The sequence below is a fragment of the Pantoea dispersa genome, from assembly GCF_014155765.1.
In the GTDB taxonomy this organism is placed as follows: domain Bacteria; phylum Pseudomonadota; class Gammaproteobacteria; order Enterobacterales; family Enterobacteriaceae; genus Pantoea; species Pantoea dispersa.
The window spans coordinates 1,133,658-1,148,231 of record NZ_SCKT01000001.1; the positions used below are offsets into that span (position 1 = coordinate 1,133,658).

The 14,574-nt window shown below is 56.0% G+C and carries 12 protein-coding genes, 1 tRNA gene and 4 pseudogenes; 9 read left to right on the plus strand and 8 right to left on the minus strand.

What is annotated here, in order from left to right; translation table 11 throughout:
• Positions 1–791 precede the first annotated feature (791 nt).
• Positions 792–923, plus strand: a pseudogene (locus H7K56_RS05480) (integrase); the annotation flags it as partial.
• 288 nt (positions 924–1,211) lie between these two features.
• Here H7K56_RS05480 and H7K56_RS05485 read toward each other — a convergent pair.
• From H7K56_RS05485 to H7K56_RS05490, 3 genes and pseudogenes are all read right to left on the minus strand, one after another.
• Complete coding sequence (locus tag H7K56_RS05485) at positions 1,212–2,459, minus strand: PDDEXK-like family protein (protein ID WP_150360905.1); 1,248 nt, start codon at positions 2,457–2,459, stop codon at positions 1,212–1,214.
• Between the two features lie 137 nt (positions 2,460–2,596).
• Positions 2,597–2,694: pseudogene (locus tag H7K56_RS23475) on the minus strand (DUF4942 domain-containing protein); the annotation flags it as partial.
• 84 nt (positions 2,695–2,778) lie between these two features.
• Positions 2,779–3,528 (minus strand): annotated as a pseudogene (locus tag H7K56_RS05490) (IS3 family transposase); the annotation flags it as partial.
• A 4-nt stretch (positions 3,529–3,532) separates the two neighbouring features.
• Here H7K56_RS05490 and H7K56_RS05495 point away from each other — a divergent pair.
• Positions 3,533–3,978, plus strand: a pseudogene (locus tag H7K56_RS05495) (tyrosine-type recombinase/integrase); the annotation flags it as partial.
• 15 nt (positions 3,979–3,993) lie between these two features.
• Here H7K56_RS05495 and H7K56_RS05500 read toward each other — a convergent pair.
• Positions 3,994–4,070 (minus strand) — tRNA-Arg (locus tag H7K56_RS05500).
• A gap of 95 nt (positions 4,071–4,165) precedes the next feature.
• Positions 4,166–4,669 carry a DUF1198 family protein gene (locus H7K56_RS05505; RefSeq protein ID WP_058769413.1) on the minus strand — a complete coding sequence of 168 codons (504 nt, stop codon included), beginning with the start codon at positions 4,667–4,669 and terminating at the stop codon, positions 4,166–4,168.
• Positions 4,670–4,844: 175 nt separating this feature from the next.
• Between H7K56_RS05505 and folD the strand changes: the two genes are divergently transcribed.
• Together folD and ybcJ are read left to right on the plus strand one after the other, a co-directional pair.
• Positions 4,845–5,711 carry a bifunctional methylenetetrahydrofolate dehydrogenase/methenyltetrahydrofolate cyclohydrolase FolD gene (gene folD / locus H7K56_RS05510; protein ID WP_058757932.1) on the plus strand — a complete coding sequence of 289 codons (867 nt, stop codon included), beginning with the start codon at positions 4,845–4,847 and terminating at the stop codon, positions 5,709–5,711.
• Positions 5,711–5,923 (plus strand): ribosome-associated protein YbcJ, encoded by a 213-nt coding sequence (ybcJ, locus tag H7K56_RS05515; RefSeq protein ID WP_010618497.1) that lies wholly within the window; start codon positions 5,711–5,713, stop codon positions 5,921–5,923. Before folD ends, ybcJ begins: the two co-directional genes overlap by 1 nt.
• 148 nt (positions 5,924–6,071) lie before the next feature.
• Here ybcJ and cysS read toward each other — a convergent pair whose 3' ends face one another.
• On the minus strand, positions 6,072–7,457 hold the full coding sequence (cysS, locus tag H7K56_RS05520) for a cysteine--tRNA ligase (RefSeq protein ID WP_104092672.1): 1,386 nt from the start codon (positions 7,455–7,457) through the stop codon (positions 6,072–6,074).
• A 218-nt stretch (positions 7,458–7,675) separates the two neighbouring features.
• Between cysS and ppiB the strand changes: the two genes are divergently transcribed.
• The 4 genes from ppiB (at position 7,676) to purK (ending at position 10,590) form a co-directional block, all read left to right on the plus strand.
• Positions 7,676–8,170, plus strand: a complete 495-nt coding sequence (ppiB, locus tag H7K56_RS05525) for a peptidylprolyl isomerase B (RefSeq protein WP_021508631.1) — start codon at positions 7,676–7,678, stop codon at positions 8,168–8,170.
• Positions 8,170–8,886 carry a UDP-2,3-diacylglucosamine diphosphatase gene (locus tag H7K56_RS05530; protein ID WP_150360904.1) on the plus strand — a complete coding sequence of 239 codons (717 nt, stop codon included), beginning with the start codon at positions 8,170–8,172 and terminating at the stop codon, positions 8,884–8,886. The genes ppiB and H7K56_RS05530 overlap by 1 nt, the downstream gene beginning before the upstream one ends.
• A gap of 133 nt (positions 8,887–9,019) precedes the next feature.
• Entirely contained in the window at positions 9,020–9,529 is a 510-nt protein-coding gene (purE, locus tag H7K56_RS05535) for a 5-(carboxyamino)imidazole ribonucleotide mutase (protein ID WP_058769411.1), read from the plus strand.
• The gene (gene purK / locus H7K56_RS05540; protein ID WP_150360903.1) at positions 9,526–10,590 is read left to right on the plus strand and encodes a 5-(carboxyamino)imidazole ribonucleotide synthase; all 1,065 of its coding nucleotides are present in this window, start codon (positions 9,526–9,528) and stop codon (positions 10,588–10,590) included. The genes purE and purK overlap by 4 nt, the downstream gene beginning before the upstream one ends.
• A 261-nt stretch (positions 10,591–10,851) precedes the next feature.
• On the opposite strand, the gene ybbP is transcribed toward purK, so the two are convergent.
• Together ybbP and ybbA are read right to left on the minus strand one after the other, a co-directional pair.
• Complete coding sequence (ybbP, locus tag H7K56_RS05545; RefSeq protein ID WP_150360902.1) at positions 10,852–13,269, minus strand: putative ABC transporter permease subunit YbbP; 2,418 nt, start codon at positions 13,267–13,269, stop codon at positions 10,852–10,854.
• Positions 13,266–13,952 carry a putative ABC transporter ATP-binding protein YbbA gene (gene ybbA, locus H7K56_RS05550; protein WP_150360901.1) on the minus strand — a complete coding sequence of 229 codons (687 nt, stop codon included), beginning with the start codon at positions 13,950–13,952 and terminating at the stop codon, positions 13,266–13,268. The genes ybbP and ybbA overlap by 4 nt, the downstream gene beginning before the upstream one ends.
• On the opposite strand from ybbA, the gene tesA reads away from it, so the two are divergent.
• The gene (gene tesA / locus H7K56_RS05555) at positions 13,920–14,546 is read left to right on the plus strand and encodes a multifunctional acyl-CoA thioesterase I/protease I/lysophospholipase L1 (protein WP_021508637.1); all 627 of its coding nucleotides are present in this window, start codon (positions 13,920–13,922) and stop codon (positions 14,544–14,546) included. The two genes, ybbA and tesA, sit on opposite strands and share 33 nt — an antisense overlap.
• The last annotated feature ends 28 nt before the right edge of the window (positions 14,547–14,574 follow it).

The following is a 14,574-nucleotide window of genomic DNA, read 5'->3' on the forward strand; positions in this document are numbered from 1 at the left end:
ATGAATGTGTTATCGGCATTGTGTGACGCAGATTCATCACCCGGAATAGTTAATTTTAAAATTTATTTCGGACCCGTTATTCAGATTTACGTGGGTTACATATCGCTATATTAGTGACACTCTCAATATAAAATTAACCCCCGGCTTTTTGAGAGAAATAATTCTTGCATGCAGGTAATCAATACCTGGCTTAAAACCCTCCGCACCAGGAAATTTTTCACCGATATGCTACCGCTGACACCCTCTTCTTTTCCTGACGCAATAATTCTGGCAACGTTCAGGAGCGATAACCAATCAATTGATTTTAATGGAAAAAATAATGAATAAATTTTCTTCAATTGACCTGCAATCCTGCCAACGCTAAACACCTGTTATCATCCAGTCGTAACGCCACTAAACCAGAAAAAGAAAAATAGCCCGCAAAGTTATTATAAAAGGTTAATTATTATTTACTATCCCCACTTAAAAGGTGACAGGTTGATATTAACGGCCGTAAGTATTTAGCAGGAATGGCCTGACGCGCTCCCGAATCAGGTGCCATAATTATTTCTCAAACATTTTCAATGAATATCGTCATCCGCGCCTGACTGACAGAGATTCAGAAAATTCACCTGGCAGGAAACCTCGTATCTATCCTGAATGATCAGGTTAACGTATATAATTCCGGTCTAAAAAGGCATCGTGCGCTGACTGTCAGCGGGAATAATTCATCAGGGTGCTTATGCCTCAGTGAGCTGGCGTTTCGCCTCGTCATGCTGTGCTCTGGCATCAGCACAGAGATGGGCGGATGAGAGAGCATCGAAATGGTTCAGCGCTATGCTCACCTGGCACCTAATCATCTGACCGAGCATGCGAGGCAAATTGACTCACTATTAGGGAGAACGACGCAAATACGACACAAGGAGAAAATCAGGCTGAGTTGAAGCTTGAGTAATTAGCTGATTTTTATTTGCACCCTACAGGATTCGTTCTCCTGCCCCTTAAACCTTGCTACCACTGGTTTTTCCTCGTGTTCAAAAAACGCAGAGGCCTCCAATAAGGCCCCAAACGTGTTTCACTGAAAACATAAGCGCTTTCGAGAGCGGGCATTGTAGCGGCTAACCGCCGCTACGCCAACTTGCCATTGTGAATGGTATCTTCCTTGAACTGTGTGAGTTGTTTAGCAAATTAGCCAGCTTCTACGCTTTCGTAACCTACTAACAATTAAGATTTTAGACCGGAGCTTTTAACAGAGATAAATCAACCTCATTTTGGATACGCTGCGCCATACTGACAATTGACTGAGCAAAACTTCCTTCTCCACGCTCAAGTAGTAAAGCCCAAGCATCAAAGTCCATATTCCAGTTGCGTGGAACATTCATACCCACATCTGCGTGGCACCACCAAGGCCACCATCCCGGAGTTCCAACATATGCATCAATTTCAGGAAAAGCATTGCGCATTGCTGCTGCAATTGAAGGAAAATGATTTTTCTTTAGCTTTTCGCTGGGCTCACTGACCGAGCTAATCCCGTAAGCCAAATTGCGATAATCTGAAGTATCAAACTCCCAGCTTAACATGAAATCATCCCCCTCTCTAAATAAGATAGAAAAGGATGCATATTTACCTCCTAATCGCAACTCATCATTAAAATCCACACTAACCCCGACAGGTGCCAATTGCTTAGAGAGATGTTTGATGAAATTTTCCCAAAGCCGTTCTTTTACTTGACGCATATTCTGTGTAATCAAAAATGCCGCGCTAAGATTTTGCGGTGAAGCCACCAGGCTCTCTGTTAATTCAGTTTGCAATTCCATAACTGTTTCTCCATTAATATCTTCACGAATGAATTTAAGCAAAGCGTCGACAAAGCAGCGCACTGATGGTGCTTCTACATGTAAAACGCAATCTGAAAGCCATCTTTCAAGTTGAAAAAAAGTAATTGGCTTTACATGCTTGTTCATCTCTTCTGAAGCCTGAGAGCGATAAGAAGACTCACTAACCTCATTGTTACAGAGATATATTAATGACCATCCAACTCCTCTACGCTGTGCTTCAACCGCTAACCAGTGAGCATAGTCATGAAGTTGGTCCTTTTGATCTACTGCCCAAGGCTTGTTTTCAATGCCCGTCAACTCGTTTTTATCTTCAATCAGTATGTCAATTCGCCGCCCACCCGAAATTGTATATTCCGTTGTCACTCGTGTTTTATGGCTAACTGCGTAGTCCTCAGGCTTCTCAATTAATTGATAAAAACGACTGAGAAATAAGTCACCCTGGCCGTGAGTTTCGTCCGTTGTGAGAAGAAATGCCAGACATTTTGAAAGGGTGTTTTCATTGATGTTAAAGAAGCGAAATAGTCGAAAATCGGGAGCAATTTTACTTGAGTATCGTTTCTTGGCTTGTTGATAGCTTTCCCGAAGGAGTGCGGTACTACGTAGCAACTCCTTTATACTTTTCCATTCTTCAGTATTTTCCATAATTCATTCCTTTGTATAGCCAATTGGCTTCAGATAATTTTGACTAATTAAATTTGTGATAATTGGTAAAGCCACCTTACTGAAGGCTCACATAGTTTAATCTTGTTCTACCTTTCAGCCAACATCCTTGGATAATGTTAAGCAATGATAACGTTCATCTTCTCCACTAACTCAGGCTGCTTGAATGTGAGATGCGCAGTGCCCTTCTGAAAGTAGCGAATGGAGAAGACGTATCGTCATAAACTTCCTTGCCAGGGTTAGCGCGGATGTGGTTTATCAGGTTGATGGAGATGTCTGAATCGCCACGGGTAATCCAGGCACTTCCGAGCCGTTGATAATACTGGTTTTCATATTCTGTCGGTGACATCTGATTGCTCGAACCATGCCGACGCTTACTGTTATAAAACATTTCGATGTAATCAAAAATATCGCTGCGGGCTTCTTCCCGCGTTCCGTAGATCTTTTTCTTTATCCGTTCGCGTTTCAGCAACTGGAAAAAGCTTTCTGCAACCGCATTATCGTGACAGTTACCGCGACGGCTCATGCTGCCCTCCAGGCCGTGTGATTTCAGGAACGACTGCCACTCATGGCTTGTAAACTGACTGCCCTGATCAGAATGAAGCAGCACCTGTTTTTGGGGATTATGCCGCCATACAGCCATCAGCAATGCGTTCAGGACAATGTCCTTTGTCATCCGGGATTGCATTGACCAGCCGATAATTTTGCGTGAGAACAGATCAACAACCACGGCAAGATACAGCCAGCCTCCGTGGGTCCTGATGTAGGTGATGTCCGTTACCCAACGCTCATCCGGAGCATTCGGATTGAACTGTCGCTGGAGCCTGTTGGCCGACACGATACTGGCCTCGCCTTTACGTGCCCGCGGGCTCCGATATCCGACCAGAGCCTTTATCCCGGCACGTTTCATCAGTCGCCAGACTCTGTTTACTCCGCACGGTTGCCCGCTGTCCCGCAGATTCAGATGGATCTTGCGATAACCATAGACGCATCCCGATTCCAGCCAGAGCTTTTTAATCTGTCCTGTCAGTCTCAGGTCTGCCTGATGGCGTTATGGCAAGGCTATTGACGTGGCTCTGAATGATACCGCATGCAAAGTGCTCAAAGGGCAGATAGGGAAGCATTCACGCTGGGTGTTCGTACACACCAAGCCGAAGCATCGCAGTGACGGCACTATTGCGCCGGCAGTAAGGAAGATGCGCAGTGATGATAACAAGGCGTAGAAGATCGGGCTACAGCGCGCCGGTATTGAAGACTTCAGATTTCACGATCTGAGACATACATGGGCAAGCTGATTAATCCATTCCGGCGTTCCCCTATCTGCATTGCAGGAAATGGGCGGATGGGAAAACATCGAAATGGTTCAGCGCTATGCTCACCTGGCACCGAATCACCTGACGGAACATACGCGCAAAATTGACTCACTTTTAGGGGGTAACGACACAAATACGACACAAATACGACACAAGGAGAAAATCAGGTAGGCTTGAAGCTTGCGTAAGTCATTGAAAGTATTTGGCACGCCCTACAGGATTCGAACCTGTGACCTACGGCTTAGAAGGCCGGTGCTCTATCCAGCTGAGCTAAGGGCGCATAGAAGATGCGTCGGATTATACGTCGGCACGCTGGCGCGTCAACGTTTTTGCCGCCAACGGACGGCAGAGTGTCGAGGGAATGAACAATTCGCCTTAATGACGCTGACGCCACTCGCTCAGTGAGACCAGATTACTCACCTCCGCGGATTCCCCTTCCAGTTCAATCCCCTGCGGCGTGAAGCGCGCATTATACTGCTCGCGTAACGCATTCAGCTCCTGGCTGTCCGGCTCCAGCTGGCGCAGGAATCCCAGCGCCAGCAACAGCTGCTGACGTGAAATCAGAGCGGAGAACCCCGCCTTCGTCAGAATGTGATGCCAGCGCTGCGCGTTCTCATCGCTGCCATCGACAATCAGCACCTGCCAGATCAGCAGCACTGCCGCGCCATTATTGAGGTGCACTTCGTTGTCGCCGCGAATGTAATCGGTGAACTCATTTGCCGCCTCTTTGCCCATCTGTGCAAGCAGCGATTCAACATGCACCGGCGGCAGTTGCAGCCGCTTGCTGAGCGCCTGCGCGGCGTGGCGCGAACCGGCGGTCAGCAGCTGAAATCCCACAACAAACACTATCGCCAGCGTGGCGAGCATCAACCAAATCATCACGTGTTCCACATCATTGCCTGGCGGGCATAATACGCGCTAAGCCTGGCGCGCGCCACGGCGAAAAATCGGGAAACCGGTCGCGTAAACGAATCTGTGACTGACAGCCGCACGCGCTTCTGACAGAATAGGCGCCATCCCCGATTTAACTCTCTACAGATGGATTTCCTCTCTGATGGCAGCAAAAATTATTGACGGTAAAACGATTGCGCAGCAGGTGCGCCTTGAGGTTGCCGAAAAAGTGCAGCAGCGTCTCGCTGCCGGTAAACGCGCCCCTGGCCTGGCCGTGGTGCTGGTCGGTGAAAACCCGGCATCGCAGATCTATGTCGCTAACAAACGCCGCGCCTGCGAAGAGGTCGGTTTTGTGTCGCGCGCTTATAACCTGCCCGCCAGCACCAGTGAAGCTGAACTGCTGGAGGTGATCGATGAGCTGAACAATGACGACGCTATCGATGGCATTCTGGTGCAGCTGCCGCTGCCGGCCGGGATCGATAATGTCAAAGTGCTGGAGCGCATCACGCCGGATAAAGACGTCGATGGCTTCCATCCTTATAACGTCGGTCGTTTGTGCCAGCGCGCCCCTAAGCTGCGTCCGTGTACGCCACGCGGCATCGTGACGCTGCTGGAGCGCTATAACATCGATACCTACGGCCTGAACGCCGTGGTGGTTGGCGCATCGAATATCGTTGGTCGCCCGATGAGCATGGAGCTGCTGCTGGCCGGCTGCACCACCACTGTCACGCACCGTTTCACTAAAGATCTGCGCCATCACGTTGAGCATGCCGACCTGCTGGTAGTGGCAGTCGGTAAGCCGGGCTTTATCCCGGGCGACTGGATTAAACCAGGTGCGATTGTGATTGATGTCGGCATTAACCGGCTGGAAAGCGGCAAAGTGGTCGGCGATGTGGATTTTGCGTCAGCCTCTGAGCGCGCGGCTTACATCACGCCTGTACCGGGCGGCGTTGGCCCGATGACGGTTGCCACGCTGATTGAGAACACGCTGCTGGCGTGCGAGCAATATCACGATGTGGAGCAGGCATAATGGCGAGTTTTTCACTGGGTAAACATGCGCACGTTGATTTGTGCGATCTGCTGAAGCTGGAAGGCTGGGTGGAGAGCGGCGCGCAGGCCAAAGCGGTGATCGACGAAGGCGAAGTGCGCGTTGATGGTGCTATTGAGACGCGTAAGCGCTGCAAGATTTTTCCCGGTCAGACGGTTGAGTTTGCCGGTCAGCGCGTAACCGTTGTGGCCTGATTTTACCAGGCAAATCCGGACCTGTAGCGGCGCAATTTATTGCGCAATGAATTGCGCCGCTACGATAAGTGCATCAGGTTAATTACCCATAACCAGTGGGTTAAAGTTAGCCGTATAAAAAAGGGCGAACCGCAGTTCGCCCTTTTTGTTATTTACGGCGCCAGCTTGACCCCTGCGGGCCATCTTCCACGATGACGCCCAGCTCGTTCAGCTTGTCACGTGCGATGTCTGCCTGCGCCCAGTCTTTTGCAGCACGCGCATCGGCGCGGGTTTTCACCCAGTGTTCAATCTCTGCCACTTCGTCGGCATTGACCTGTGCGCCACTCTGCAGGAACTGCTCCGGATCCTGCTGCAGAATGCCCAGTACATCGGCCAGCTGACGCAGTTTCGCGGCCAGCGCATCGGCGGCGGCTTTATCTTCACCCTTCAGGCGATTGACTTCACGCGCCATATCGAAGAGCACCGAGTAAGCTTCCGGCGTGTTGAAATCATCGTCCATGGCGCTACGGAAGCGGGCTTCAAACGCCTCACCGCCAGCCGGCGTCGCGCTGGCATCGGTATGGCGCAGCGCGGTGTAAAGGCGCTCCAGCGCCGCGCGTGCCTGATTCAGGTTATCTTCGCCATAGTTAAGCTGGCTGCGATAGTGGCCGGACATCAGGAAGTAGCGCACGGTTTCCGCATCGTAGTGCTGCAGCACATCGCGCACGGTAAAGAAGTTGCCGAGCGATTTCGACATCTTTTCCCGGTCAACCATCACCATGCCGGAGTGCATCCAGTAGTTCACGTAAGGGCCATCATGTGCACAGGTCGACTGCGCCACTTCGTTTTCATGGTGCGGGAACATCAGGTCCGAACCACCGCCGTGGATGTCGAAATGGGTGCCAAGCTGTTTGCAGTTCATCGCCGAGCACTCAATGTGCCAGCCCGGGCGGCCGTTGCCCCACGGTGAGTTCCACGCCGGCTCATCAGCCTTGGACATTTTCCACAGCACAAAGTCCATCGGGTTGCGCTTCACTTCCGCCACTTCCACGCGCGCGCCGGCCTGCAGCTGTTCGAGATCCTGACGCGACAGCGCGCCGTAATCTTTATCGCTCAGCACATCAAACATCACGTCGCCGTTATCCGCCACGTAGGCATGGCCGCGATCGATCAGCTTGCCGACCAGTTCGATGATCTCCGCGATGTGGCGCGTGGCGCGCGGCTCGAGATCCGGCGGCAAAATACCCAGCGCGGCAAAATCTTTGTGCATTTCGGCGATCATCCGGTTGGTCAGCGTTTCGATGCTTTCCCCGTTTTCGTTGGCACGTTTAATGATCTTGTCATCGATATCAGTGATATTACGCACATATTTCAGCTTATAGCCCACGTAACGCAGGTAACGCGCGACCACGTCGAATGCCACAAAGGTACGCCCATGGCCGATATGACAGAGGTCGTAAACCGTGATTCCACACACGTACATACCGATTTCACCGGCATGAATGGGTTTAAATTCCTCTTTCTGGCGACTCAGGGTGTTATAGATCTTTAGCATTGAACGATTCCGTTGTTTACGTGTGCGGGATACGCCTTCTTGATGTAGCCGGTTATTGTGCCGTATTTTTCCGACTTGTGCATCGCTCGCTTCGCAACTGCCGTTGCCTTACTGACGCGTTATTGGAAATTGTGATATAAGAGGCGTCTACAAAAATGCCCCGCCGCCTTGCCGGTGCGGCAGTTGATACTGACGACAACCTCCACAGGACGAATATAATGGTCACTTTCCAGACGAACCATGGCGATATCGTAATCAAAACCTTCGATGACAAAGCGCCGGCTACCGTACAGAACTTCCTGGACTACTGCCGTGAAGGTTTCTACGACAACACCATTTTTCACCGCGTGATCAACGGTTTCATGATTCAGGGCGGCGGTTTCGAGCCGGGCATGAAGCAGAAAGCCACCAAAGCAGACATCCGCAACGAAGCCAATAACGGCCTGAAAAACACCAAAGGCACGCTGGCGATGGCGCGTACCCAGGCACCTCACTCGGCTACCGCACAGTTCTTCATCAACGTTGCCGATAACGACTTCCTGAACTTCCGTGACGAAAGCCTGCAGGGCTGGGGTTACTGCGTGTTTGCTGAAGTGGTTGAAGGCATGGACGTGGTCGAAAAAATCAAAGCAGTGAAAACCGGCCGCAGCGGCATGCACCAGGACGTGCCGGTTGATGACGTGATCATCCAGAAAGTGACCGTCAGCGAGTAATGTCGCGCACGCTGTTTATCGCAGATTTACATCTGTGTCAGGAAGAACCGGCAATCACTGCCGGTTTTCTGCATTTTTTGCAGGGGGAAGCGCAGCAGTGTGATGCGCTTTACATCCTTGGCGATCTGTTTGAAGCCTGGATTGGCGATGACGATCCTAATCCGCTGCATCAGCAGATCGCCGACGCCCTGCGTGCCCTGCCGGTGCCAAAATTCTTTATTCACGGCAATCGCGACTTCCTGTTAGGTCAACAGTTCGCCCGCGCCAGCGGCATGACGCTGCTGCCCGAAGAGCAGGTGCTGGAGCGCTATGGTCAGCGCGTGCTGATGATGCACGGCGACACGCTGTGTACGGACGATCACGGTTATCAGCGTTTTCGCGCCAAAGTCCATCAGCGCTGGCTGCAGCGGCTGTTTCTCGCGCTGCCGTTGCGTCTGCGCATGCGCATTGCTGCGCGGATGCGGGCCGACAGCAAGCAGGCCAACCAGCACAAGTCACTGAGCATCATGGACGTCAATCCGCAGGCGGTAGCCGCGGCGCTGACGCGCCAGCAGGTGCCGATCCTGATTCACGGCCACACCCATCGTCCGGCGATTCATAAGTTCGAGCTCGCCGGCACGCCAGCGCAACGCGCGGTGCTGGGCGCGTGGCATGAGCGCGGATCAATGATTCAGCTGGACGCACAGGGCGTGCAGTTAATCGAATTTCCTTTCTGATTGTTTGCGGCGGAAATGCCGGTTTTCCGCCTACGCAACCGTTTTCCTTGCCGCTGTCTCGTGCTATTCTCTGTGCCCTTCTTTACCTGCCCGCCCGGCCAGGTTCGTTTGATTATTCACAGGAGTTGACCGCATGTCATCCAACGCCGCCCCGGCCCGTATCGCCATCGTCATGGGTTCCAAAAGTGACTGGGCTACCATGCAGTTCGCCGAGGAAATCCTTAACAGCCTGGATGTCCCGTTCCACGTTGAAGTGGTCTCTGCGCACCGCACGCCAGATAAGCTGTTCAGCTTCGCAGAGCGCGCAGCCGACAACGGTTTTCAGGTGATCATCGCCGGTGCCGGCGGTGCGGCGCACCTGCCAGGCATGCTGGCGGCGAAAACCCTGCTGCCGGTGCTGGGCGTACCGGTACAGAGCGCAGCACTGAGCGGCGTGGACAGCCTCTACTCCATCGTACAGATGCCGCGCGGGATTCCGGTCGGTACGCTGGCCATCGGTAAAGCCGGTGCCGCCAACGCCGCACTGCTGGCGGCGCAGATCCTGGCGATTCACGATCGCGAGCTGGCTGCACGCCTGGCCGCCTGGCGTCAGAGCCAGACCGATGAGGTGCTGAATAATCCGGATCCGCGGGAGGACGCATGAAGCCAGTTTGCGTACTCGACAACGGTCAGCTGGGCCGCATGCTGCGCCAGGCCGGCGAGCCGCTGGGCATTGCCGTGTATCCGGTCGGGCTGGACGCGGAGCCATCGGCACTGCCGATCGCGCAAAGCGTAATCACCGCGGAAATCGAGCGCTGGCCGGAAACCGCGCTGACGCGCGAGCTGGCTAACCATCCGGCGTTCGTCAACCGCGATATTTTTCCGCGCCTCGCCGATCGCCTGACGCAAAAGCAGCTGCTCGACCAGCTCAACCTGGCAACCGCGCCGTGGCAGTTGCTGGCTGATAAAAGCGAATGGCCGGCGGTATTCAGCACGCTGGGCGAGCTGGCGATTGTCAAGCGCCGCACCGGCGGCTACGACGGCCGCGGCCAGTGGCGCCTGCGCGCCGACGAAACCGCAACGCTGCCGGATGAGTGCTACGGCGAGTGCATCGTTGAGCAGGGTATTAACTTCAGCGGTGAAGTCTCGCTGGTGGGCGCGCGCGGGCACGATGGCCGCACGGTGTTTTATCCGCTGACGCACAACCTGCATCAGGACGGCATTCTGCGTACCAGCGTTGCCTTCCCGCAGGCTGATGCCGCGCAACAGCAGCAGGCAGAAGCGATGCTGAGCGCGATCATGCATGAGTTGAAGTACGTGGGCGTGATGGCGATGGAGTGTTTCGTCACGCCGCAGGGCTTGCTGATCAATGAGCTGGCACCGCGCGTGCACAACAGCGGCCACTGGACGCAGAATGGCGCCTCTATCAGCCAGTTTGAACTGCACCTGCGTGCGGTGCTCGGTCTGCCGCTGCCGCAGCCGGTGGTGTTTGCGCCGTCGGTGATGGTCAACCTGATTGGCACCGACCTCAATACCGACTGGCTGCAGCAGCCGCTGGTGCATCTGCACTGGTACGACAAAGAAGTCCGCGCCGGACGTAAGGTCGGCCATCTGAATCTGACCGACAGCGATCCGGCACGCCTCACCGCCGCACTCAATGCGCTGGTACCGCTGCTGCCTGACGCCTATGCGAGCGGCATTGCGTGGGCCGTGGCGAAGCTGTAGTTCCGCGGTATTCCCCTCACCCTTGCCCTCTCCCACAGGGAGAGGGGATTATACGGTGCGATCTATAAGTTTGACGCTCACCTGAACGTTCTGAAGTGCAGAATCACTCATACGGGCTCGATCGGCCCCCTCTCCCGTGGGAGAGGGAATCATGCGCTGCGATTTTCTGTTTAACGCTCACCTTAACGTCCTGAAGTGCAAAATCACGCATACGGGCTCGATCGGCTCCCTCTCCCGTGGGAGAGGGCTGGGGTGAGGGCATCAGGCAGCATCAAACCGCCTGAACAGCGCTTTCCCCTTCAGTAAGCGGACACCCAGCCAGCCGCCGCACAGCGACAGCAATGCCGCGCCACACAGCGGCAGCGCCAGCCACAGCGTCCAGTCCGGCTGCCACGGGAAATCAAAAATCTTACGCTGAAGTCCCCACAGTGCCGCTTCCGCCCCCAGCGCCGCCGCGATTCCCGCGACCACGCCAAGCAGCGCAAACTCACACCACAGCGTACCGCGCAGCAGGCGCTGGCTGGCACCGAGCGTGCGATACACCACCAGCTCCTGCCGGCGCTGGCGCATGCCGACCTGGATCTGCGCCAGCAGCAGCAACACACCGCAAACCGTCACCAGGATCACCATGATCTCCAGCGCCTGACTCACCTGCGCCAGCACCTGTCCAATCTGCTTCAGCATGCTGCCGACATCCAGCAGGCTCAGCGTCGGGAACGCGCGGTTAAGCTGCGCCAGAAGCGCGGGATCGTTCGCCATGCGGAAGCTGGTCAGCCAGGTTTGTGGCTGCTGATCGAGCGCGCCCGGCGGGAAGATAAAGAAGAAGTTTGGCCGCAGGCTCTCCCAGTCGACCTTGCGCAGACTGGTGATCGTCGCACTGAACTGCTGCGTATCGCCGCTAAATGTCAGCCTGTCGCCGAGCCTGACGCCCAGACGATCGGCCAGCTCGACCTCCATCGAGACTTCACCGGCTTTCGGCGGCCAGCTGCCGGCCACCAGCGGATTGTGATCCGGACGCTCCGCCTGCCACGTCAGATTAAGCTCGCGGTTCAGCGCGTTATCCAGCCTGGGATCGGCCGGCTTGCCGTTCAGCTCAGTGAGCCTTGCCCGCACGATCGGATAGAAGGTTCCGGCGTTAACCTGATGCTGCCGCAGGAACTCGTCTACCTGCGGCACCTGCTGCTGGGTCAGATTGAGCAGAAAATAGTTAGGCGCATCCGCCGGTAATTGCTGCTGCCAGCGATCAAGCAGATCGCCGCGCATCACCAGCAATAACGCCAGCAGCATAAAGGAGAGCGAAAACGCCGCCAGCTGGCTGAGCGTCATGGCTGGCTGACGCAGCAGACGGTTGATCGCCAGGCGCAGCGCCAGATTACGCACCACCAGTCTGCGCAGCAGCAGGAGCGTGCCCCAGCCGAGCAGCGCCAGCAGCAGTGCCAGCATCACCACGCCAGCCAGCAGCGCCCACAGCATTTTGCTGCCGCCCATCAGCAGCGCAAGGAGCGCTACCACCACCAGCGCCATCACCGGCAGATAAATACGCAGCGGCCACAGCGTGGCTACCGCATCACGACGCAGCACGCGCAGCGGCTGTGTGGCCATCAGCAGACGGTACGGACGCAACCCGACCAGCAGCGAGATCACCACCAGCGCGCCAATCGCCCACAGCCACGGCCAGACGCTGGCAGCCGGTAAAGCGGCGGGCAGCACCGGTTTGAGCATCTGCAGCAGCGCGACTTCAATGCCCTGCCCCAGCGCACTGCCGGCGATAGCCGCCAGCAGCAGCACGGCCAGCCACTGACCGATAATCAGCCGCTGTAGCGATTTACGCGTGGCGCCCAGCGTTTTCAGCACCGCCACCAGATCGTAACGGCTGCGGCAGTAATGACTCATGGCGACCGCCACTGCGGTAATTGCCAGCAGCAGGGTTAATAGCGCCGAGAGCAACAGAAACTGCTGCGCACGCTGCATTGAGCGGCCCAGCGCATCCTCGGAATTCTCCACGCTGATCCAGCGCTCGCCGGCCTGCAACTGCGGCTGAATCCAGCGATCATAGCGCGCCAGCGGTGCCGCCTCGCCGGAAAACTTATAGCGCCAGCTCAGCCGGCTACCGGGCTGGATCGCGCCGGTTTTCTCCACGTCAGCAAGGTTCATCAGCAAACGCGGTGCCGTCTGAAACGGATTGAATCCGCCGTCCGGCTCCTGAATCACTTCGCCGGCAATGCGCAGCGTGGTATCGCCCACGTCAATGCGGTCACCGACCTTCAGGTTAAGCAGCGCCAGCAGACGCGGCGCGGCCAGCACCGTTCCGGCCACCGGACGCAGGCCGGGCGGATCCGTCTGCAGGGTGCCGAACATCGGGTACGCATCATCGACCGCTTTGACATCGGCCAGCTGCGGTGTCTCCTGCGCAAAGGTCATGGTCATAAAGCTGAGCTGCCGGCTGACCGCCAGCCCCTCTTCGCGCGCTTTGTCCAGCCACGCATCCGGTGCCGGTTTACTGCTGCGCAGCGTGCGGTCGCCGGCCATAAAGTCACGGCTCTGCTGGCTCAGCCCTTTCTCCATGCGATCGCTGATGGAGCCCAGCGCCAGCACGCAGGCCACCGCCAGCGTTAGCGCCAGCCAGACAATCAACAGCGAGGGCGAACGCCACTCGCGCCAGAACCAGCGCCAGATCATGCTTCCTCCCACAACTTGCCGTCGCGCAGCCGCAGGCGACGATCGCAGCGTGCAGCCAGCTGCTCATCGTGCGTCACCAGAATCAGCGTGGTGGCGAAGTCGCGGTTAAGGGAAAACAGCAGATCGGCGATGCGATCGCCGGTTTTGCAATCGAGGTTACCGGTCGGCTCATCGGCAAACAGCAGGCCGGGACGGCCGCTGAAGGCGCGTGCCAGCGCCACGCGCTGCTGTTCGCCGCCGGAGAGCTGGGCCGGCAGATGGTGCAGACGATCTTTCAGTCCGAGCTGCGTCAGTAATTCAGTGGCCTGCGCGCGACTGTCGCGATCGCTGTCTCCGCGCAGCAGTGCAGGAAGCTGCACGTTCTCCAGCGCGTTGAGCGTGGGCACCAGCATAAAGGACTGAAACACAAAGCCGACCTCACGCGCGCGCAGCGCGGCGCGCTGCTCTTCGTTCATCTGGTGCAGCGGCTGGCCCAGCAGATGCACTTCGCCGCTGCTGCCATCATCCAGTCCGGCGAGAATCCCCAGCAGGGTGGATTTCCCGGATCCCGACTCGCCGATCAGCGCCAGCGTCTCGGCTGGTTTGACAACCAGCTCAACTCCGGTAAGGATGGTCAGCTGATGCTCTCCCTGACCGACGGACTTAGTAAGATGATGAACTGCAACAATGTTTTCCGCTGGCATTATTCCTTCCTGTTGTTATTGCTGCTGCTGGTGTCGCGCATCGCCGCCGCCGATACCCTGCTGATTCTCGGCGATAGCCTGAGTGCCGGCTATCGCATGTCCGCCACCGCCGCCTGGCCGAGCCTGCTCGACAAAACCTGGCAACAGCAGCCCAAAGTGGTTAACGCCAGCATCAGCGGTGATACCGCCGGTCAGGGGCTGGCGCGGTTGCCGGGCCTATTAAAACAGCATCAGCCGCAGTGGGTGTTAATCGAATTGGGCGGTAACGATGGGCTGCGCGGCTTCCCGCCGCAAAACATCGCGCAGGATCTGAGTAAAATTATCGATCAGGTCAAAGCCGCTAACGCCCAGCCGCTGCTGATGCAAATTCGTCTGCCGGCTAATTATGGCCGACGCTACACCGACGCGTTCAGCGCGCTCTATCCGCGCCTCGCGCAGCAGTATCATATTCCGCTGGTACCGTTCTTTATGGAGCAGGTTTATCTGAAGCCGGAGTGGATGCAGCAGGACGGTATTCACCCCAATCCGGATGCGCAGCCGTTCATCGCCAACCTGATGGCTGAGCAACTGGCTCCGCTAGTTAAGCATGATTAACGCCGCGACGTGCCCAATGACAGGTAAA

Excerpts from the sequence above, each read along its gene's own strand:
- H7K56_RS05485 (WP_150360905.1), bottom strand. The coding sequence starts at position 2,459 with ATGGAAAATACTGAAGAATGGAAAAGTATAAAGGAGTTGCTACGTAGT.
- H7K56_RS05505 (WP_058769413.1), bottom strand. The coding sequence starts at position 4,669 with ATGATTTGGTTGATGCTCGCCACGCTGGCGATAGTGTTTGTTGTGGGA.
- folD (WP_058757932.1), top strand. The coding sequence starts at position 4,845 with ATGGCAGCAAAAATTATTGACGGTAAAACGATTGCGCAGCAGGTGCGC.
- ybcJ (WP_010618497.1), top strand. The coding sequence starts at position 5,711 with ATGGCGAGTTTTTCACTGGGTAAACATGCGCACGTTGATTTGTGCGAT.
- cysS (WP_104092672.1), bottom strand. The coding sequence starts at position 7,457 with ATGCTAAAGATCTATAACACCCTGAGTCGCCAGAAAGAGGAATTTAAA.
- ppiB (WP_021508631.1), top strand. The coding sequence starts at position 7,676 with ATGGTCACTTTCCAGACGAACCATGGCGATATCGTAATCAAAACCTTC.
- H7K56_RS05530 (WP_150360904.1), top strand. The coding sequence starts at position 8,170 with ATGTCGCGCACGCTGTTTATCGCAGATTTACATCTGTGTCAGGAAGAA.
- purE (WP_058769411.1), top strand. The coding sequence starts at position 9,020 with ATGTCATCCAACGCCGCCCCGGCCCGTATCGCCATCGTCATGGGTTCC.
- purK (WP_150360903.1), top strand. The coding sequence starts at position 9,526 with ATGAAGCCAGTTTGCGTACTCGACAACGGTCAGCTGGGCCGCATGCTG.
- ybbP (WP_150360902.1), bottom strand. The coding sequence starts at position 13,269 with ATGATCTGGCGCTGGTTCTGGCGCGAGTGGCGTTCGCCCTCGCTGTTG.
- tesA (WP_021508637.1), top strand. The coding sequence starts at position 13,920 with ATGATGAACTGCAACAATGTTTTCCGCTGGCATTATTCCTTCCTGTTG.
- ybbA (WP_150360901.1), bottom strand. The coding sequence starts at position 13,952 with ATGCCAGCGGAAAACATTGTTGCAGTTCATCATCTTACTAAGTCCGTC.